Source organism: Ferrimonas senticii DSM 18821 (genome assembly GCF_000422665.1).
Classification (GTDB): domain Bacteria; phylum Pseudomonadota; class Gammaproteobacteria; order Enterobacterales; family Shewanellaceae; genus Ferrimonas; species Ferrimonas senticii.
Genome location: NZ_AUGM01000007.1, coordinates 137,745 through 157,344, shown reverse-complemented (window position 1 = coordinate 157,344; position 19,600 = coordinate 137,745). Strand labels below are relative to the sequence as shown.

Below are 19,600 nucleotides of genomic sequence, written 5' to 3'. Positions count from 1 at the left end.
TTGTTTGGCTGGTTGGTTATGTTCTACTGCTGTTATGCCGCGGCTGCAGCGCAATGTGATGCGGTATTTCCAAGCCTATTTCAAAGTCATGCCGCTGGAACTCTAACGGTAGATACTACCGGAGGTTTATTTAATGATCCCGACAAAACCTATGAGTTTGTTGCCTCTGCCTGTAACAAGCCTAGCTGTCAGATTAACAATATCGTCACCGCTAAAATTGCGTTGCCGCCATTGGAAGTTATTGATGATTTTCCAGAATATTCAGGTAATAAAATAGTAACCTGTACTACCAGTGATGAAATTGAACTAGGGGAAGATGATTACACAGGTAATAGTTTTGCCGAAGTAAGCATATCCCATCATTGTGAGCTTGAGTTGTCCGATGACTACCGAACCTATTATTTTGACAAGCTGACACTAAGTAATGGCGCAAAGCTATATTTAGAGGGGCATACCATTTATGTCAAAGAGCTTATAATTGCTACTGATTGGGGCGGTGGCATCTTTGCTAAAGAGGGGAGCAATACCCTCCATGCCAAAAATGTCAATGGTCAATATGATGGCAAAATAATCCAGTCTGGTGGTGAACTAAAATTGGTAGCGTACCAAGATTGGCTGTTTTCTGGCAATTTTGAAGTAGATGCTAAGTTATCTGCTCATCCATTTAATAAGTTACAGATTAAGACTTATCGCAAGTTTAAAGTCGCCGCATATGAATCAGTAATTAATGTAGTTGATTTTAGTGTTGGCCACACAACGGAATTTTTAGCAGAAGGATTAACAACCCTTAATGTTAATAAGTTAGATGTCGATTTAGGAAATTCATCATCGGCATTTATTCAAGAAGCGGGTAGTAATGAGCATGTGGAGATTTATGCCAGGGGCGCAATAAATATTGCAATGCAAAATAAACTTAAAGCAGCAATATATGCGGAAGGCGATCTTACGCTAACCGCCAAAGTCGCCTTTTCCGGGGTTGCCAGTGCTGCCAATGTGTCATTAACCACGTGGAGTTCTGCAACCTATGACAGTTCGGTGATCCCCGCTGGCATGGGGGGCAGTTGTGATGCCCCAGTGTCGCAATTTCAATGCCCAGTGGGGACTGCATTAGATAACGGTTTGCAGTGGTCGGTATATAAAACCAATGGTTTCAAGCCGGACTCTCCGCAAAATGCGGCGGATTTTCAACGGATGGTGGATCGGTATGCCGTACCGAAACGCTTGTTGGGGTCTTCGATACTGGCGCAGATTAATGAGCCACTGAATTTCGAACACCCCCATGGTAAACATCAAGATAACTATCTTGGGCTGATCAACGGCGCTATTTATATCCCCAATGATGGCGTTTATGAGATTGCGATTAATGGTGATGATGCGACCGAACTGTGGTTTGCTGGCAGTTACGCCACGGGTTATTACGGTACCCACTCCCCAGCGTCTGAGCATGAGGTGAATCAGGGCAAGACCAATCCGATCACCCGCACTTTGACCAAAGGCTGGTATCAACTGCAGTTTCGACATCATGAGTTTCGGGGGTGGGCTGCTCAACGGCTTTATTGGCGCTTGAAAGGTGAACCCGAATTTAAGGTGGTGCCGGCGGCCAACCTGAATCACTGCGCCCCTGCTACCAATCATTATCGCATTGAGCATGATGGCGAAGGCATTAGTTGCTTGGCCGAAGCGGTTACTATCAAAGCCTGCGCCAACCAAGATTGTAGTGAGCTACGCAATGATCGAAGCGTGGTTCAATTGAGCCCCGCTGGCGATTGGCAGCAGGGTGATGTCATCAGCTTCACAGGCGCTACCACGGTAAACTTGTGGGGACAGCCAGACAGCCTGACGCAAGTCGCGATTCGGCCAAGTGATGATGCTGAGGTTCGTTGCTACGTCGCGGGAAAATTGGATCCAAACTGTGGAGTGTATTTTGCGCGCAGCGGCCTGCAACTTAGTTCCGCCTCTGCCGTAGGCCTTGGCTGTCAAACTCAGCAAATTGATATTGCAGCGGTTGCCAGCAATAGTGGCGATCCGCGCCGCTGCGATCCACTGTTGGTTGGGGCGCAAACACTGCAATTGACTAGCCGCGCTTTGCGACCGGCCAAGCCGTTGGCCGATGTTGATATTGTGGTGACCGGCGCTGGCGATAGCACGCTCAACTTAGACCCGATAAGTGGTCAAGGTGAACTGACGGTTGAATTTGATCAGTCCGGACGAACCCAGTTGCAATACCTTTACAATGACGTTGGTCAATTTGCATTAGCGGCAAGATTGCAGATTGGAACTCCACAGCGGCCGGTTGAACTCAGTGGTGAGACTGAGATCAGTCTAATTCCGGATCGTATCTTGGTTACTTCCGATCTCGTCTGCCCAGCGGCAGACAGCAGCTGTGAGGCCACTGGTGTGGCTCAAAAAACCTTTGATCTTAGCGTGATTGCGGCGTGTTATCAGCCGCAACACGATAAAGATGGCGATGGTTCGATTGATTACGATGTCGCTACGCCAGACATTCTTGTGACGCGTAATTTTAGCCATGACTCGGTAGTGCTTAAGCCACAGTTGCTTGCTCCTATCGGCGGAGCTATCAGTCCTACCAGTAGCAAGGTGCGCCTGAATCCTGAAAATTTAGGACGTCGCACCGTTGATGCCCGAACCACGGAAGTTGGAGTGTTTCAGTGGTTACCAGACAGTAATCAAGGCTGGACTTTCTTGGGTTACCCGATTGCCGTGGAAAGTCGGCCTATGGGGCGGTTCACGCCGGCCTATCTCAAGGTCGATTGGCAACTCAGCGACCAGGGGAAATTGGCCAGTTACTGCGGGCCAATGAGCTATCGAGGACAGACGATTCCGTTTGCCGTGGCACCGAAATTAGCGTTGCAAGGCTACGGGGCTAGCGATGATCTTACTGAAAATTACATTGATGAATTTTGGCGCATTGGATCAAGCACTGGCGCCACTGAAACCACACCAATGGGCGATTACCTCAGCGGTAGCGATGGCGCTGAACTGGTTCAGCTTAGTGGGTTACGGCTCGACGCCAATCCAGCAGCCCGAACCTTAACTTTGGCGGATCTACTTGTCCGTTATGACCGTGCCGTTACCCCCAAAACGCCATATTCGGCACAGTTGGATTTGACTGTCGAAAGTGCCCCGCTGACCGATCAGGATGGTATCTGTGTGCGTCGCCGTTCCACTGCACCGGAGTGCGAATCGGTGTCGTTGAACGACATTGCCGGGACCCAATGGCGTGATGGTCGATTGGCGCTGCAAGCGGTTTATGGCCACCCAGAGCAATCGTTGTCGGTGCCGGTTCAGGCGCAGTATTACAATGGCAGTTATTACCAACTGAATGGCGACGACAGTTGCAGCGTGATAGATCCTTCGGCGGCAGTTCTATGGCAAGCCAGCAGTGTCGATGAGCCATTGATAGAAGATGCAGTGAGTGGCGGTGGTCAGTTGCAGGGTGGTCAGGGCAGCGTAACCGTGGCAAATGATGGCAAGCGGCAGATGCTAACTCTTGAACCGTGGTTGCAGCGCTCGAACTTATCGCATCTGCAATGGTGGTGGCCACGTGATGATTCTGATCATAGCGAAGTGCTCTGTAATAACGGCAGTCATCTATGTAATCCACAAGCCACCATCACTTTTGGCCGCTACCGTGGCAATGATCGGGTGATCTACCGCCGCGAGCTGCGTTAGTGCCGATTCTGAATGGATCCCGAATTGGGTTAAGGCATTGTTAGAGCTTTTCCGCAAAACCGCCATTTATCGGGGCTTTGTGAGTGATATCTACCTTGTGCCACTTCTGGGGGGTTGGTAAAGTTACCCATCTTTCATCTCTCCCCCAGTTTTCGACTCACGGGTACGGTACATGTTTAAAAAAATTCGTGGTCTGTTTTCCAATGACCTTTCTATCGATTTGGGTACAGCCAACACCCTGATCTATGTAAAAGATCAAGGCATTGTGTTGAATGAACCCTCAGTAGTAGCGATCCGTCAGGAACGCTCCGCAGGCCCGAAAAGCGTGGCCGCGGTAGGTCACGATGCGAAGCAGATGCTCGGCCGTACCCCTGGCAACATCAGCGCCATCCGACCAATGAAAGATGGCGTAATCGCCGATTTCTACGTCACCGAGAAGATGCTGCAGCACTTCATTAAGCAAGTACACGACAACAGCGTTTTCCGCCCAAGCCCACGAGTGCTGGTGTGTATCCCTTGTGGTTCGACCCAAGTAGAGCGTCGTGCTATCAAAGAGTCAGCGATGGGTGCTGGCGCCCGTGAGGTGTACCTGATTGATGAGCCAATGGCAGCGGCCATCGGCGCGGGTTTGCCGGTTTCCGAAGCGACCGGCTCCATGGTGGTTGATATCGGTGGTGGTACCACTGAAGTGGCGATCATCTCCCTGAACGGCATCGTTTACTCCTCTTCGGTACGGATTGGCGGTGATAAGTTTGATGACGCGATCATCAACTACGTTCGCCGTAACTACGGCAGCCTGATTGGCGAAGCGACCGCCGAGCGCATCAAGCACGAAATCGGTTCCGCTTACCCGGGCGACGAAGTGCGTGAAATTGAGGTCCGTGGCCGTAACTTGGCCGAGGGCGTGCCACGCAGCTTTACCCTGAACTCCAACGAGATCCTAGAAGCGCTGCAAGAGCCGCTGTCTGGCATCGTATCGGCGGTAATGACCGCGCTAGAGCAGTCACCACCAGAGTTGGCGTCGGATATCTCCGAGCGCGGCATGGTGCTGACCGGTGGCGGCGCGCTGCTGAAAGATCTCGACCGTCTGCTGCAAGAAGAGACCGGCATTCCAGTAGTGGTAGCCGACGATCCACTGACTTGTGTGGCCCGTGGTGGCGGCAAGGCATTGGAGATGATCGACATGCACGGTGGTGACGTCTTCGCTGACGATTAAGGGAACCACCGGCTATGAAGCCATTCTTCCTTCGTGGCATCGCCCTACAGTACCGCCTCGCTATGGCGGTGCTGTTGTGTCTGGGACTGATGATTTTTAATCAGCAGTTGCAACCGCTGCGCGCGGCGCTGGGCACTCTGTTCAGCCCGCTGCAGTTTGTGGCGGCGATGCCAGCGGCATTGTATGAAGCGGCCAGCGCCAATTTGGCCAGTCGCGACTCGTTATTAAATCAAAACCACGATCTGCAACGACAGCACTTGCTAAACGCCGAGCGCTTGCAGCGGTTGTCGCACCTAGAACAGGAAAACCGACGGCTGCGCGCGCTGTTAGACTCGCCAGTTAGCCTTGATTCCCGCCGAGTGGTCGCCGAGGTGATATCGGTTGACCAAGATCCTCACAAACACCAAGTTCTGATCAACAAAGGCACCCAGAATAACGTCTACGTTGGCCAACCGGTGCTCGACAGTCTCGGTGTTGCTGGGCAGGTGATCGCGGTGACTGAACTGACCGCGACGGTATTGTTGATCAGCGATCTAACCCACGCCATTCCAGTTCGTAACGCCCGTAATGATATTCGCGCCATTGCTCATGGCAGTGGTCGCAGCAATCAGTTGGAACTGCCCAATGTGGCGATGAATACCGACATTCGGGTGGGTGACTTACTGACCTCTTCGGGGCTGGGCGGTCGCTTTCCCGAAGGTTATCCAGTGGCGCAGGTGACCTCGGTGGAACGGGCAGAAGGCGCGACCTTTGCCGAGATCAAGGCCGAACCGACGGCGCAGTTGGCCCGCATCCGTTATCTGCTGCTGTTGTGGCAAACCGAAGGAGCATTGCCATGAACGAACGTGCCCATGGCCGTGGCGTGCTTTGGCTAACGCTGCTGTTGGCGTTGCTGCTGCAGATTATGCCGATGCCAGAGCTGCTGGCCCCGTGGCGGCCAGATTGGCTGCTGCTAACGGTGGTGTATTGGGTGCTGGCATTGCCACACCGCTTTAATATTCTGTCGGCTTGCCTTGCTGGTATCGTCCTTGATGTCCTGCTCGGTGCCACCCTTGGGGTGCGCGGTTTTGCGCTGGCGATCGTCGCCTTTATGGTGGCGGTGCAATATCAAAAATTGCGCCACTTTACCGTCTGGCATCAGCTCTGTTTGGTCGGAATTTTTGCCCTGATATCGCAAGCGGTGATCATTGTTCATGACTACCTCGGTAATGATCTGCAGCAGCTTAATTGGGCTTTGCTAAAGCCGGCCTTACTTACCGCCGCTCTGTGGCCGTGGGCTCACTGGCTGCTGGGACAAGTTCGGCGTCGTTTTAAGATCCGTTAATTAAGGATGAGCATGCGTCACTCTCTCTATCTGGCATCGACCTCGCCGCGTCGGCAGCAACTGTTAGGCCAATTGGGTTATCAGTTCCAGTGCCTAAGTCCGGAACTGGATGAAACGCCGCTGGCGGGCGAATCCGCCGCAGCGCTAGTGCAGCGCTTAGCGCAAGCCAAAGCAGCGGCAGGACTGGCGCAACTTGACCAAGCACCAGCAGCAACGGCGCTGGTGCTTGGTTCGGACACCATCGTTGTGTTGGATGGCGAGATCCTCGGTAAACCTTTGGATAAAGCCGATGCTGTGCGAACTCTGCGTCGGCTTAGTGGTCGCAGTCACCAAGTGATGACCGCGATTGCGGTAGCAAGCCAGCAAGGTTGCCAAGTGCAACTGGTGGTCACCGAGGTGCAGTTCTGCCACTTGACCGACAGTGAAATCGACGCCTATTGGGACACTGGCGAACCGGCGGATAAAGCCGGCAGCTACGGCATTCAGGGGCTGGGTGGCAACTTTGTGGTGGCCATCAACGGCAGCTACTCCGCGGTGGTGGGCTTGCCACTGGTGGAAACCAAACAATTGATCGACGCCAGTGTGGCGGCGATAAGCGGATAAATTTTGATGAACAATCGTAACCACAACGGCATCAGCACGGAGCTGCTGGTTAACGCCTCGCCGACCGAAACTCGGGTCGCGCTGGTGGAACATGGAATGTTGCAAGAGGTGCATATTGAGCGCCGTTCCCGTCGTGGTTTGGTTGGCAATATCTACCGCGGCAAAGTGACCCGGGTGTTACCGGGGATGCAGGCGGCGTTTGTCGATATCGGCCAAGAGCGGGCGGCGTTTTTGCATGCCTCTGACATTGTGCCGCACACCGAGTGCGTCGACGACGCGGATGCCAAGCAGTTTCGCAGCCAAGATATCTCGGCCTTGGTGCGCCAAGGGCAAGAGATTGTGGTGCAGGTGGTCAAAGATCCACTGGGCACCAAAGGCGCGCGGCTGACCACCGATATCACTCTGCCTTCGCGTTATCTGGTGTTTATGCCTGGGGCAGCCCATGTTGGCGTCTCACAGCGGGTGGAAGCGCACGGTGAGCGCGATCGCTTAAAGACGATTGTCGGCCAGTTTGTTGATAGCGATGGCGGTTTCATTATTCGTACCGCCGCCGATGGCGCCAGCGAATTGGAGCTGGCCCATGACGCGGCGTATCTGCGCCGAGTGTGGAAAAAGGTGCAAGAGCGTCGCCAGCGCGCGCCGACCTCAAAAAAGCAGTCAGTGACCTTGCTGTACGAAGAGCCATCGCTGCCGCTGCGGGTGGTGCGGGATCTGGTGGTGTGCTCGCTTGACCGAGTGCAAGTGGACTCGCCAGAAGCCTATGAGCAGCTGAAAGAGTTTGTCTCTGAATTTATGCCAGAGGTCAGCGCTGGGGTAGAACTGTACCGTGGCAAAGCGCCGATCTTCGATCTCTATGACGTTGAAAATGAGATCCAGCGAGCGCTGCAGCGTAAGGTCGAACTGAAATCCGGTGGTTACCTGATCATCGATCAAACCGAAGCGATGACGACCATCGACATCAACACCGGCGCGTTTGTCGGCCATCGCAACTTAGAAGAGACCATCTTCAACACCAACCAAGAAGCGACCCAAGCGATCGCCCGCCAACTGCGACTGCGCAACCTTGGCGGGATCATCATTATCGATTTTATCGACATGATCTCCGAAGAGCATAAGCAACGGGTGCTGCACGGGTTGGAGTTGGCGCTGGCGCAGGATCGGGTCAAAACCAGCATCAGTGGCTTGTCGCAACTTGGTTTGGTGGAGATGACCCGCAAGCGCACCCGCGAAAGCTTGGAGCATGTGCTCTGTGGCGAGTGCCCATCCTGTCGTGGCACTGGTCAGTTGAAAACCCCAGAAACCGTCTGCAACGAGATCTTCCGCGAGATCCTGCGGGTTAACCGCTCCTACGACGTGGATGAGTTCGTGGTGTATCTGGCGCCGCAAGTGGAAAACCTGCTTAGCGGTGACGAAGCTGCCAGTCTGGCGGAACTGGAAGTGTTTCTGGGCAAGCGGGTGCGGTTAAAGCCGGAACCGCTGTACCACCAAGATAAGTTCGATGTGGTGATGATGTGATTCACCTGACGTTCACCTTGCGATTGGCGGTGGGCGCCGTTCAAGGTGAACTGGCGCTGCCGTTATGGCGGTAAAATCGCCGCTGCGGCTAAGCCGCCGCCGTCTGGCGGCGCACTTTAGCCTGCGAGCCAGTCGCTGGTGCTGGAATCTGTTGGCGGCCAGCATCGTCACCTTGGCGTTGCTGGTCACCTTAGTGCGTTTTTTGTTGCCGCAACTCGAGCAGGTGCGCGAGCACCTAAGCCGCGAATTGCTAACCCGCTATGGTATCGAGATGGAGATCGGTCAACTCGGTGCCCAGTGGCAACGCAGTGGCCCACACCTGCTGATCCATCAGCTCAAACTGCCAGAGCAGCAGCAACTGCCATTAGCACTAACCATCGAACAGGTTGATTTAACTATCGATTTTTGGCGTTCGCTGTGGCAGCAAACGGTGGTGTTTGGCGAACTGACCGTCAGCGGAGTCGCCATCGATTTAAGTTTGGATGGCAACGCCGACAGCGATGGCTTTGAACTTGGGCAGCTGCGTCCGTTGCGACCACTGCTGTTAGATCAGCTGGAACAGGTCACCCTGCGGGACATTCGTCTCAACTTACGGCGCGATCAAACGCTGCTGGATACCCTGCATCTCGCCCGCTGGGATTGGCGCAATCAAGGGGCGCGCCACCTCGGCCAAGGGCAACTGTATCTCGATGGCAGCCGTCATCAACATGAATATCTGTCGTTATCGCTGGAGTTACAGCAGTTAGCGGATGAGCGCTTGCACGGTCGTCTCTATCTGGCGGCGGACGCATTGCAGCTGGGGCCGTTATTGGCTCGTCATTGGCCACAGCTAACGCTGGATAGCACCCTTAATCTGCAAGGCTGGCTGAACTTCACCGACAGCGCACTGTTGCAGGCGCAACTGCAGCTCGATGGCAGTGCAATCGTCAATCAGCAGGGCGATAGCTTTGCCATTGACCGTGCCAATCTGCTGTGGTTGCCGACCCAGCAAGGGTGGCAGCTGCGCAGTGACGCTTGGCAGCTTCGCAGCAACGACTATCAGTGGCAGCCACTGGCATTACAGCTTGAGCAGCAAGCAGATAAGCTGACTTTGGCAATCGATCCGCTGCCGTTGGCGGGGCTGTTACCGCTGGCCACGCTGGTGGCGCCACAGTCGTCGCTGGCAGAGGCGCTTGCCAACACCCAAGCGCAGGGGCAGATCGGCCCGTTAGCCGTCACTTATCAAGCGCAGCAACTGCAGGCACAGTTGCCGCTGCAAGGGGTGGGCTGGCGCCAGCACGGGGAACTGCCAGGCCTGAGCCCACTGGATCTGCAGTTGCAGTGGCAAGACAGCGGGCTGCATTTTAGCTTGCCGGAACAACCGCTGACCCTAGATTGGCCGCAACAGTTTGCCGCCTTGGTACAGCTGCAGCAGGTGGCGGCGCAGGGGCGCTGGTATCCACGTCAAAATAGCTTGAATGAGTCGCTCGGCAGCGCCTTACAGTTTGACCAAGTAACGCTGGTTAATGCCGATCTGGAAGCGGCGCTGCAAGGGGTGGTGCAACTGTTACCCTACCGCGCTCCGTGGCTGCAGCTCAGTGGTAACTTTGCCATTAATGACGCCGCGCAAGTGCGCTACTACCTGCCGCAGGTAATGGGCAGTGAATTGGCCAGCTACTTGGGTAATGCGCTGCAAGCGGGCGCCACTGACGACGGTAAGCTGTTGTGGCACGCGCCGCTGGATGGCAGTAACTTCACCGACAGCCGTGGTCGCTTCTTAGCCGACTTCACCATGCAGGCGCTACGGTTTGAATTTCTTGATGATTGGCCGGCGGCGACCGATGCCACCGTGCTGGCGCGCTTTGATAACGCCTTGATGGACTTGGATGCCAAGCGCGGGATGTTGGCGGATCTGCCGCTGCACGATGTCGATATTGTGATCCCCGAGCTTGGCGAAGCAACGGTGCTGGAGATCGACGGTGCAGTCGTGGTGAAGCCATCGATGGCCGACACCATCTTAAAAGAGACCTTTTTAGCCAGCAGCATTACGCCACTGCTGCAGCAGGTACAGCCACAACAACCGTTGCCATTGGTGCTGGATATGCGCTTCCCGCTCGGTGACGCCGTTAGCGCGCAGTTGCCGCAGGTCAATGGCACCATCGCCTTTGACAACGCCGAAGTGTGGTTGGCACCGCTGGCGCTGCCGCTGCGTCAAGTAACCGGCCAGTTGCAGTTTAGTAACGAGCAGGTGATCGTCACCGATCTGCAGGCGCAAGTGCTGCATCAGCCGACCACCATCCAGTTACAAGGTGGCCTGCGCGGTGACGATTACGGCGTTGATATCGATTTTGTCAGTGACTGGCAGTTGGCACGATTGCCGGTTGAGCTGCAAAATCCGATCACCGATCGGTTCAGCGGCGCCAGCAGCGTCATTGGCGAAGTGGATCTGTTGGTGAATGACAGTGGCTTACGCTTTAACGCCGATCTGCACTCGAAACTGAATGGTGTCAGCATCGATCTGCCGCCGCCATTTAATAAAACCGCCGCCAGCGATCGTGCCTTGCAGTTGTGGATCAGCGGCGACGATCGCCAAGCGCAACTGTCGTTCCAATTGGGCCAGCAGTTGGCCTTTAATGCACCGATCGATTACGCCGATGACACTCTGTTTGCTCGCTATCTGATCCAAGTTGAGCCGACTCAACTGCAAAAGCCGACTGAGGCTAATGGCCTGTTGCTGTGGCAGGGCGATACCATCGCGTTGCAGCAGTGGCAGCCACTGGTGGAGGAGCTAGCGCGCTTTAATCGCAGTGACGCCAGCAGCACCAGCAGCGCAGCCGCGCCGCAAAAAACCTTGTTTGCACCGCTGACCGAACTGCAGCTAAGCGGCAACTCGCTGCAACTTTTTGATCTCGATTTTGGTGTTGGCAGTCTGGTTGCGCAGCCAAGCCGTGACGGTTGGCAACTGTCTTTGGATAGCCAACACGCCAAGGCCGAGGTGCAAATTGGCGAGGGTGCCGAACAACTTGGGGTTGCGGTCGAAGCGGAGTTTTTACATCTGCCAAACCTCAGTGCTGAAGCCGCGTTGCCTGCCACTGCCGATGAATTTGTCGCCGCAGCGGCCACTGCCATCGAGCAATTTCCGGCGTTACAGGTAAATATCGCTGATCTTCGCTTTGGTCAGATGCAGCTGGGGCCGTTGTCGTTACTGGCTGTGGGTGATCCGCAGCAGCACAGCTATCGCATCGAACAACTGCAATTGGGATACGCCGATCATCAACTGAATGCGCAAGGACTTTGGTATGCCGACGGCAGTGCCAGCGCCAGCAAGTTTACCGGGGGGATCCGCACTAAGCAGATCGATGCGTTGATGAGCCAATGGGGGCTGGAACCCTCTATCCAGCAAGCCAGTGGCGAGTTGGATTTCAATCTGCAATGGGCGGGGGCGCCGTGGCAATTTACCCTAGATAATCTCAATGGTGACATGAGCTTTGAGCTTAACAGTGGCCATTTGAAACAGGTGGGCGATAAAGGCGCTCGTTTGCTGTCGCTGTTTAGTCTGGAATCGTTGATGCGTAAGTTGGCGCTGGACTTCTCGGATGTGTTTGGCGAGGGAATGCATTTTGATGAGTTCTCCGCTGACGTTAAGTTCAACCAAGGGATCGCCAGCACCAACAATGGCCTACTTGATGGTGGCGCCGGCAAACTGCGAGTCGACGGTTGGACCAACCTGCCAGAGCGTACCTTGGATTACCACCTGCGTTTCTCACCGGCGCTGACCTCCAGTTTGCCGGCGGTGATGTACCTAAGTACGGGGGCACTAACCATGGGCCTAGGGGCGTTGGCGGTAACCACCTTGTTGGAGCCGGTCATTGAGGTGATCACCCAGTTGAATTACCGCCTCAGCGGCAGCTTGGATGATCCTCAGTTGGAAGAAACCGAGCGTCTGAAACGCGAGGTCGAGGTGCGCCAAGGGCAAGACCCAAATAATTAAAGGAATGATTACAGGGAGTAACCATGAGCGACAGCATCAATGTCCACCTACTGCAGATGACCAGCGGCGGCGGTGCCGAGCACAACCTTAGCCGTATTCGCCAGTTTTTGGCGGAACTGGCGGTGGAGCAAGGCGCGGCGTTGGCCAACGCCTTAGTGGTGCTGCCAGAGGCCTGTTTGCACTTTGGCGAGGGCCAGCGTTGGCATCTGAGCGCCGAGCCGTCGCGGACCGGCCACTATCAACAGCAGCTGGCGGCATTGGCCAAGCAGTATCAGTGTTATCTGGTGGCGGGCACGCTGCCGGTGGCTGCCGCTGATGGCCGGGCGTTTGCCAGCAGTTGGCTGTTTGGCCCTGATGGCAACGGCCTTGGCCGCTACGACAAAGTGCATCTGTTTGATGCCGAAGTTGGCGATGGCCACAGTTACCATGAAAGCCGCGATACCCACCCAGGTTCGCGACTGTTGGTGATCGATAGCGCCATTGGTCGGATTGGCATGGCGGTGTGCTACGATGTGCGCTTCCCCTCGATGTGGTCGCAACTGGCCGCAGAGGTGGACCTGATGGTGCTGCCGGCGGCCTTTACCGAGCGCACCGGCGCCGCTCATTGGCAACCGTTGCTGCAGGCGCGCGCCATTGAAAACCAAATTTTTGTACTGGCGGCCAATCAATGGGGGCAACACCCCGATGGTCGCCGTACTTGGGGACAATCGATCGTGGTCGACCCATGGGGAACCATCATCGCTGAGCGTCCCAACGGCGAAGGCTGGGTCAGTGCCCGCCTGAATCGACAGCAGCTTAAGCAGTGTCGGCAGGATATGCCGGTATTGCAGCACCGCCGCGCTGTGGCGGTCGAACGTATACAAGAGGAATCATGAGCTTTTCCACCGTTTCTGCGTCGTTGTTGACGCCAGCCGATCTGAACTGCGACAGCCTAGAACTGGCGCTTAAGCAACTGCATCAACATCAACTGGATTACGCGGATATCTACCTGCAATCCAGCAAGCATGAAACTTGGGTATTGGAAGACGGCATCGTTAAAGAGGGCAGCTTCAATATCGAGCAAGGCTTGGGCGTGCGTGCCATTACCGGTGACAAAACCGGTTTTGCTTACGCCGACGAGATCAGCCCACTGGCGCTGAAGCAATCGGCCATGGCGGCTCGTGGTATTGCTGCTGCCGGTGCCCAGGGCAAGGTTAATGCGCTGAAAGCCGCCGAGCTCAAGGCTCGCTACCAGCCAAGCAACCCGATTGATGCGATGGCCGCCGAAGCCAAGCTCAACCTGCTAAAAGAGATGGACGCCTACGTACGTGGTCTCGATCCTCGCATCACCCAAGTGGTGGTTAGCCTCAGTGGCGTTTACGAAGAGATGCTGGTGGCGGCGTCCGATGGCACTCTGGCAACCGACATTCGCCCGCTGATCCGTTTGAACTGCTCGGTGATCATGACCGAAGGTGAACTGCGTGAGCGCGGCGCCGCTGGCATGGGTGGTCGTTACGGTTACGACCGTCTGCTGCAACTGGACAGCAACGGCAAGATGGCGGCATTCCAACTGTGTCATGAAGCGGTGCGTCAGGCCAGCGTAAACCTCGAAGCGGTTGATGCGCCCGCCGGTGAAATGCCAGTGGTACTGGGCCCAGGCTGGCCAGGGGTACTGCTGCACGAAGCGGTTGGTCACGGCCTGGAAGGCGACTTTAACCGCAAAGGCTCATCGTTGTTCTCTGGCCGCATTGGCGAGCAGGTTTGTTCCGAGCTGTGCACCATCGTCGATGACGGCACCTTAGAAGATCGTCGCGGCAGCATGACCGTGGATGATGAAGGTACGGTCAGTCAGCGTACGGTGCTGATTGAAAACGGCATTCTTAAAGGCTATATGCAGGACAAGATGAACGCCCGTTTGATGGGGGTGGCACCAACCGGTAACGGTCGCCGTGAGTCTTACGCGCACCTGCCGATGCCACGGATGACCAACACCTACATGCTTGGCGGTAAGCACACCCCAGAACAACTGATCGCTTCAGTGGAGCGTGGCATCTACGCGCCAAACTTTGGTGGCGGCCAAGTGGACATCACCAGCGGTAAGTTTGTGTTCTCCGCCTCTGAAGCCTACCTGATTGAAAATGGCGAGATTAAGCAGCCAATTAAGGGCGCAACCTTAATCGGTAACGGCATTGAAGCGATGCAGCAGGTATCGATGGTGGCCAACGATCTGGCGCTGGATAACGGCGTTGGCGTCTGTGGCAAAGATGGCCAAAGCGTACCAGTGGGGGTTGGCCAGCCAAGCCTGAAGCTGGATCGCCTGACTGTTGGCGGTACCGCTTAAGCGATCCCCGCTTGCGGTCAAAGCAGGCGGCGAACAGTTTGATTAGAATTAACAGCGAGCTAAGGCAACTAAGCTCGCTGTTTTGTTTTAGCGTTGTGGTAAGCGAAACAATTTATCGTAACTGGCTAAAGCTGATACAATTTTGAGTAATTGCTCTATATTTCAATAGGCGGGACTTGCCCTTATGCCGTTTCCTTTTCTGCGCCGATTCGTGACGCTGATACTGTTGGCCGCGATGCCACTGGCGGCCAACAGCCAAAGCTTGAGTTTGCGCCAAGCGTGGCAGCAACTGGATGATCACAGCGCCTTGCTGGCGGCGGAACGGCAAAGCCAAAGCCGTGCCGAATTAGCGGTTGCTGCCAGTGACGATCTGCGACTGCCATCGCTGAGTTTAAACAGCACCTACGTGCAGATGGAGAAGCCGCTGCGAGCAGAGCTTGACCTGCCGTTTCAATTACCGATACCAGACTTCCCAAGCAGTATTGCCTTGGATCTTACCGAACGCCACATCTACCGCACCTCATTGATGGGCAGCTTCCCGTTGTATGCGGCAGGGCGGATTGATGCGGCGCAGCAGGTGAAACAGGCGGAATACGACGCCAGTGTGCAGCAACTGCAAATCAAGCGGCGCGAGCAATTTAACCTGCTAGTACAGCGTTACTACGGCTTGGTATTGGCCAAGCAAAACGCGGCGCTGCGTGGCCAACAGTTGGTGGCGCGAGAAACCCATCTGCACCACGCCACCTTGTTGGAAAAGCAGGGGCAGATCGCCGAAGTCGAGCGGTTGAACGCGCAGGTAGCGCGGGATCAGGCCAAGGTCACCGCCGAAAAAGCCGAACACCAAGTGACGTTGGCGCAATTGGGGCTGGACAGTCTGCTGCAGCTCGATGGCGTGCAGCCACAACGTTTTAGTGGCAATTTAACCCTACCGGCGCTGGCGCCACTGCAGCAACAGCTGCGCAGCAGCCATCCGGCACTGCTGCTGTTTGAAGCTAAGCAACGCCAAGCCAAAGGGGCGGTTGCCGCCGAGCAAGGTCGCTACAAGCCGACCGTAGGGCTGTTTGGTAGCTACACCTTGGCCGATGACGACAGCTTATTGGCGCACCTTGAACCGGAGTGGTTTGTCGGCATCCGTTTTAGCATGCCGCTGTTCACCAATGACGGTCGCAGCCATCGTCTGCAAGCCGCCCACAGCGCCGAGAAAGAAGCGCAACTGCGACGGCAGCAGACGCAACAAGATCTGCTGCTGTTGCTGCAATCCGAACATCAAGCCTTAAGCCAAGCGATCAGCGAGTATCAGGCCTACCAAAGCACCATCAGTTTGGCGGCAGAGAACCGACGTTTACGCGAGTTGGCGTTTCAGCAGGGCTTGGCGACTTCGCTGCAACTGGTGGATGCCGATCAAAGCCTGACCGCCGCCAAACTGGGGCAAGCGCAGGCGCAATATCACTACTTGCTGGCGTTAGCTAAGGTGTTAAGCCTTAGTGGCGAGCTAAACACTTTACTTGAGCGGGCTGAGGGAGCCGTTGATGAACGTTCGTAATCTGATTTTCGGATCATTGGCGCTGGCATTGCTGGCCGCCTTAAGCCTGTTGGCCATTCGTCATGCTTATCAGCCGAAACCACTGATATTGCAGGGGCAGATTGAAGCGCGCCAATACCAGATCTCCTCCAAAGCCGGTGGCCGTTTGGAACAGTTGAATGTCCGCCGAGGCGATCAGGTGGTTGCTGGTGATGAGCTGTTCCGCTTGGACAGCCCTGAGCTGGAAGCGCGCTTCCAACAAGCGCAGGCGGGGGTTGAAGCCTCCAATGCGCTTAAGCAAGAAGCCGACAGCGGCGCGCGCAAGCAGCAGATCCAAGCCGCTTACGATGATTGGCAGCGGGCGTTAGCCGCTGAAAAGCTGGCGCAAGCCACCTATCAACGCATCAAAGCGTTGTTTGATGAAGGGGTAATGGCTCAGCAAAAACGCGATGAAGCCTACGCCCAATGGCAAGCGTCACTGCACCAAGCCAGCGCCGCTAAAGCGCTACACGACATGGCACAAGAGGGTGCCCGCAGCGAAACCAAACAGGCCGCCCAAGGCAAAGCCGATGCCGCCAAGGCGCAACTGGCAGAGGTGCAAGCGGTGCTGGCGGATATTCACATTCGCGCGCCGCGCAGTGGCGAGATCAGCGCGGTGATGTTGCATCAGGGGGAATTGGTGCCGCGGGGCTTTCCGGTGCTGACCTTGACCGATATGCAGGACGCTTGGGCGCTGTTTCAAGTGCGCGAAGATCACCTCGATCAATTTGTTGATGGCAGCCAGGTTGAGATCTATCTGCCAGCGTTAAAACAGCGCTACCCATTTACCGTGGCGTACAAAGCGGTGCAGGGGGATTTTGCTACCTGGCGGGCGACCGAAAGCGGCGGCGATTTTGACCTGCGCACCTTTGAGGTAGAACTGCGTCCTGCGGTGACCATCGATGGCCTGCGGGCGGGGATGACTGCGATTATCGAGCCACAAGCATGATCGCGTGGCTGCAGCGTGAGCCATGGCAGCTGTTTCTGCTGCTATTGGCGCCGGTACTGCTGGTGGCGGCGTTGTACAGCGTGTTTGCCCCGCGTAGCCCAACCGAGTTAACGGTGGCGTTTGTCGACCAAGATCACTCGGCGCTTAGCCGTGCACTGGGGCGGGCGCTGCAAGCCACCCCAGCAGCCAAATTACAGAGCATGGCCACCTTAGCGGAGGCGGCTGAGTCGCTGCGCAGCGGTCAAAGCTATGCGCTGGTGATGGTGCCAGCGGATTTTAGCGCCGATCTGCGCCATGGCCTTAACGTCACCATTGAGGTGCGCTACAACGGCAGCTATCTGTTGATGGCGCGGCGTTTACTCACCCCACTGCAACAGGCGATTGCTGCCAGTTTGCAGCAACCGGCGCAGTTGTCGCTGGCAGCCAAAGGGATGCCACTGGTGGCGACCGAGGCGCAGTTACAACCGGTGCAAGTTAGCTTGCTGCCATTGAACAACATCGGCTTGGATTACGCCCAGTTTCTACTGCCGCCACTGGCGTTGGCGGTGTGGCAGTTGTGTGCGCTGTTGGCGATGATCAACCTATTGAATCGTCCCGCCCCGTGGCGCGGGCGCCGGTCGCAGTTAAGCCTGCTGCTGCTGTGGCAAGCGCTGCTGTTGGCGCTGGGGATGGCGTTATTAACGCCGCTGCTGGCGCTGCCGCAGGGCAGTCATTGGTGGCCGCTGTGGTTGGCGGCATTAACTCTGCTGTTGCCATTGTTGGCGTTGGCGCTGCTGTTGTATCGCAGTGGCCGAGAAACCACCCAGCAAGCGTCGGTGGCGGCGGCGCTGCTCAGCCCGGCGTTTGCGTATATGGGAGTCACCATGCCGACCGTTGATATGCCGCTGGGGGCACAGTGGTGGGGGCAACTTATCCCCTCGACCCATTATCTGCCGCTGTTGCAGCAGTTTCGCGCTAGCGCCAGTGCCGATTGGTGGCAACTGTGGCCGCTGCTGTTATTTACTCCTTTGGTACTGTGGTTATGGCGCAAGTTAGCTTAAGGCGCTGGGTAGCGCTGTGGCTGCAATTGGGGGCACAAACCCTAGCAGACAAACCGGTACGGCTGACTTTTGCCGCTGGGTTAATTATGTATGCGCTGCTGTATCCGCTGCCCTACTTGCATCAGGTCGCCACCCTGCAGGCGGTGGTATTGGTTGATCAGGACCACAGCTACGCCAGCCGTCAGTTAACCCGAGCATTGATGGCCAGCCCAGGGGTCAAGCTGGTGGCGCAGATGGGCTCGGACGCGGCCGCGATTGCGGCGGTCAATGCCGGTAAGGCCGCTGGCGTGGTGCTGATCCCCGCCGGTTTTGATGCGGCGCTAAAGCGCGGCCAGAGCGCCACCGTGGTGGTCGCCGCCGATGCCCATTATTTTTTAAGTTATGGGGTGATCGCTGAGACTGTGGTTAAAGCCAGTCGGGTGTTGGGCAGCGAGGTGCAACTGGCACGGCAGCAATTGGCGGGGGCGACCCCAGCCAGTGGCGGGGTGCGACTGAACGTGGCGCCGTCGAGCAACCTCAAGATGGGCTACCTCGATTACATGCTGCCGGGGTTGTTTGTGCTGATCTTGCACCAACTGCTGCTGATCTGTGGTGGTCTGACGACGGTGCGACTACTGCACAGCAACAGTCTGTGGCGGCACAACGGCTCGGTGCTGGTGTTCAGTGTGCTAGCGGCGCTGCTGTTGCCGCCGTTTGTGGTGGCTGGAGCGTGGTACTTAGGACCGGTATTAGCGGTCTACCACGTCACTCTGAACGGCAGTTGGTTGGCGCTGTGGGGCTTGCTGATCCCATTTTGGTTAGCCACCTTCAGCTTAGCGGTGGTGCTCGGTTGTCTATTTCAGCGCCGCGACAGTTTGGTACAGATGCTGATGTTGGTGGCGATGCCACTGTTATTTAGCGCCGGTTTTGTCTGGCCTAGCAGCGATCTGGCGTGGCCATGGTTGGCGCTGTGGGGGCTGATCCCATCGCAACCGATGATCCAAGCGATGATTTTGCTTAATCAGTTGGATGCGCCATTGTCGGCGTTGCAATGGCACCACCTGACTCTGTGGGGGCAAGCGCTGGCGTGGGGGATGTTAGCGCTGGTGTTGTTGCGTAAACGGCGACAACAGATTTTGCGTTAGTGCTGGATGAGTAGCAGTCAGTGATCAGTCGTTAGTTTGATGAGTAGCAGTCAGTGATCAGTTGTTAGTTTTTAGTAAGAGCTTGTGGTTAGCGGAAATTTGGCAACAAGCTGACTAACTGCTAACTGCTAACTGCTAACTGCTAACTGCTAACTGCTAACTGCTAACTGATAACTGCTAACTGCTAACTAAAAACTGACAGCTGAGAACTAAAAACTGTTATTTAAAACAAGAGGGAGCCCGTGGGCTCCCTCTTTACTTTAAGCGTTAATGGCAACGATGGTG

13 protein-coding genes are annotated in these 19,600 nt (G+C 55.9%); all 13 read left to right on the top strand.

From position 1 onward, the window contains the following. The 13 genes from G506_RS0106125 (at position 1) to G506_RS19000 (ending at position 19,315) form a co-directional block, all read left to right on the top strand. Positions 1-3,693: a DUF6701 domain-containing protein gene (locus tag G506_RS0106125; protein ID WP_169628077.1), complete on the top strand. Its 3,693-nt coding sequence runs from the start codon at positions 1-3 to the stop codon at positions 3,691-3,693. A 172-nt stretch (positions 3,694-3,865) separates the two neighbouring features. Beyond that, the gene (locus G506_RS0106120) at positions 3,866-4,909 is read left to right on the top strand and encodes a rod shape-determining protein (protein WP_028116091.1); all 1,044 of its coding nucleotides are present in this window, start codon (positions 3,866-3,868) and stop codon (positions 4,907-4,909) included. A gap of 14 nt (positions 4,910-4,923) precedes the next feature. Continuing rightward, on the top strand, positions 4,924-5,748 hold the full coding sequence (gene mreC, locus G506_RS19010; RefSeq protein ID WP_035387082.1) for a rod shape-determining protein MreC: 825 nt from the start codon (positions 4,924-4,926) through the stop codon (positions 5,746-5,748). After that, positions 5,745-6,233, top strand: a complete 489-nt coding sequence (mreD, locus tag G506_RS0106110) for a rod shape-determining protein MreD (protein WP_028116090.1) — start codon at positions 5,745-5,747, stop codon at positions 6,231-6,233. The genes mreC and mreD overlap by 4 nt, the downstream gene beginning before the upstream one ends. 12 nt (positions 6,234-6,245) lie before the next feature. Beyond that, positions 6,246-6,836, top strand: a complete 591-nt coding sequence (locus G506_RS0106105) for a Maf family protein (protein WP_028116089.1) — start codon at positions 6,246-6,248, stop codon at positions 6,834-6,836. Between the two features lie 6 nt (positions 6,837-6,842). Then, positions 6,843-8,351, top strand: a complete 1,509-nt coding sequence (gene rng / locus G506_RS0106100) for a ribonuclease G (protein WP_156904815.1) — start codon at positions 6,843-6,845, stop codon at positions 8,349-8,351. Between the two features lie 64 nt (positions 8,352-8,415). Next, positions 8,416-12,321 (top strand): YhdP family protein, encoded by a 3,906-nt coding sequence (locus G506_RS0106095; RefSeq protein ID WP_028116087.1) that lies wholly within the window; start codon positions 8,416-8,418, stop codon positions 12,319-12,321. Between the two features lie 23 nt (positions 12,322-12,344). Continuing rightward, on the top strand, positions 12,345-13,196 hold the full coding sequence (locus G506_RS0106090) for a carbon-nitrogen hydrolase family protein (RefSeq protein WP_084631202.1): 852 nt from the start codon (positions 12,345-12,347) through the stop codon (positions 13,194-13,196). After that, positions 13,193-14,641 (top strand): metalloprotease TldD, encoded by a 1,449-nt coding sequence (gene tldD / locus G506_RS0106085; protein ID WP_035387081.1) that lies wholly within the window; start codon positions 13,193-13,195, stop codon positions 14,639-14,641. The genes G506_RS0106090 and tldD overlap by 4 nt, the downstream gene beginning before the upstream one ends. A 184-nt stretch (positions 14,642-14,825) precedes the next feature. Further along, complete coding sequence (locus G506_RS19005; protein WP_051201948.1) at positions 14,826-16,184, top strand: TolC family protein; 1,359 nt, start codon at positions 14,826-14,828, stop codon at positions 16,182-16,184. Continuing rightward, positions 16,171-17,151 carry an HlyD family secretion protein gene (locus tag G506_RS0106075; RefSeq protein WP_035387080.1) on the top strand — a complete coding sequence of 327 codons (981 nt, stop codon included), beginning with the start codon at positions 16,171-16,173 and terminating at the stop codon, positions 17,149-17,151. The genes G506_RS19005 and G506_RS0106075 overlap by 14 nt, the downstream gene beginning before the upstream one ends. Continuing rightward, positions 17,148-18,191, top strand: coding sequence for an ABC transporter permease (locus G506_RS0106070; RefSeq protein WP_028116083.1), 1,044 nt, complete (start codon positions 17,148-17,150; stop codon positions 18,189-18,191). Before G506_RS0106075 ends, G506_RS0106070 begins: the two co-directional genes overlap by 4 nt. After that, entirely contained in the window at positions 18,173-19,315 is a 1,143-nt protein-coding gene (locus G506_RS19000) for an ABC transporter permease (protein WP_051201947.1), read from the top strand. Before G506_RS0106070 ends, G506_RS19000 begins: the two co-directional genes overlap by 19 nt. Positions 19,316-19,600: the final 285 nt, after the last annotated feature.

Coding starts and splice junctions, on each gene's coding strand:
- G506_RS0106070 (WP_028116083.1), top strand. CDS start 17,148: ATGATCGCGTGGCTGCAGCGTGAGCCATGGCAGCTGTTTCTGCTGCTA.
- mreC (WP_035387082.1), top strand. CDS start 4,924: ATGAAGCCATTCTTCCTTCGTGGCATCGCCCTACAGTACCGCCTCGCT.
- mreD (WP_028116090.1), top strand. CDS start 5,745: ATGAACGAACGTGCCCATGGCCGTGGCGTGCTTTGGCTAACGCTGCTG.
- G506_RS0106120 (WP_028116091.1), top strand. CDS start 3,866: ATGTTTAAAAAAATTCGTGGTCTGTTTTCCAATGACCTTTCTATCGAT.
- G506_RS19005 (WP_051201948.1), top strand. CDS start 14,826: ATGCCGTTTCCTTTTCTGCGCCGATTCGTGACGCTGATACTGTTGGCC.
- G506_RS0106095 (WP_028116087.1), top strand. CDS start 8,416: ATGGCGGTAAAATCGCCGCTGCGGCTAAGCCGCCGCCGTCTGGCGGCG.
- G506_RS0106075 (WP_035387080.1), top strand. CDS start 16,171: ATGAACGTTCGTAATCTGATTTTCGGATCATTGGCGCTGGCATTGCTG.
- rng (WP_156904815.1), top strand. CDS start 6,843: ATGAACAATCGTAACCACAACGGCATCAGCACGGAGCTGCTGGTTAAC.
- G506_RS0106105 (WP_028116089.1), top strand. CDS start 6,246: ATGCGTCACTCTCTCTATCTGGCATCGACCTCGCCGCGTCGGCAGCAA.
- tldD (WP_035387081.1), top strand. CDS start 13,193: ATGAGCTTTTCCACCGTTTCTGCGTCGTTGTTGACGCCAGCCGATCTG.
- G506_RS19000 (WP_051201947.1), top strand. CDS start 18,173: ATGGCGCAAGTTAGCTTAAGGCGCTGGGTAGCGCTGTGGCTGCAATTG.
- G506_RS0106090 (WP_084631202.1), top strand. CDS start 12,345: ATGAGCGACAGCATCAATGTCCACCTACTGCAGATGACCAGCGGCGGC.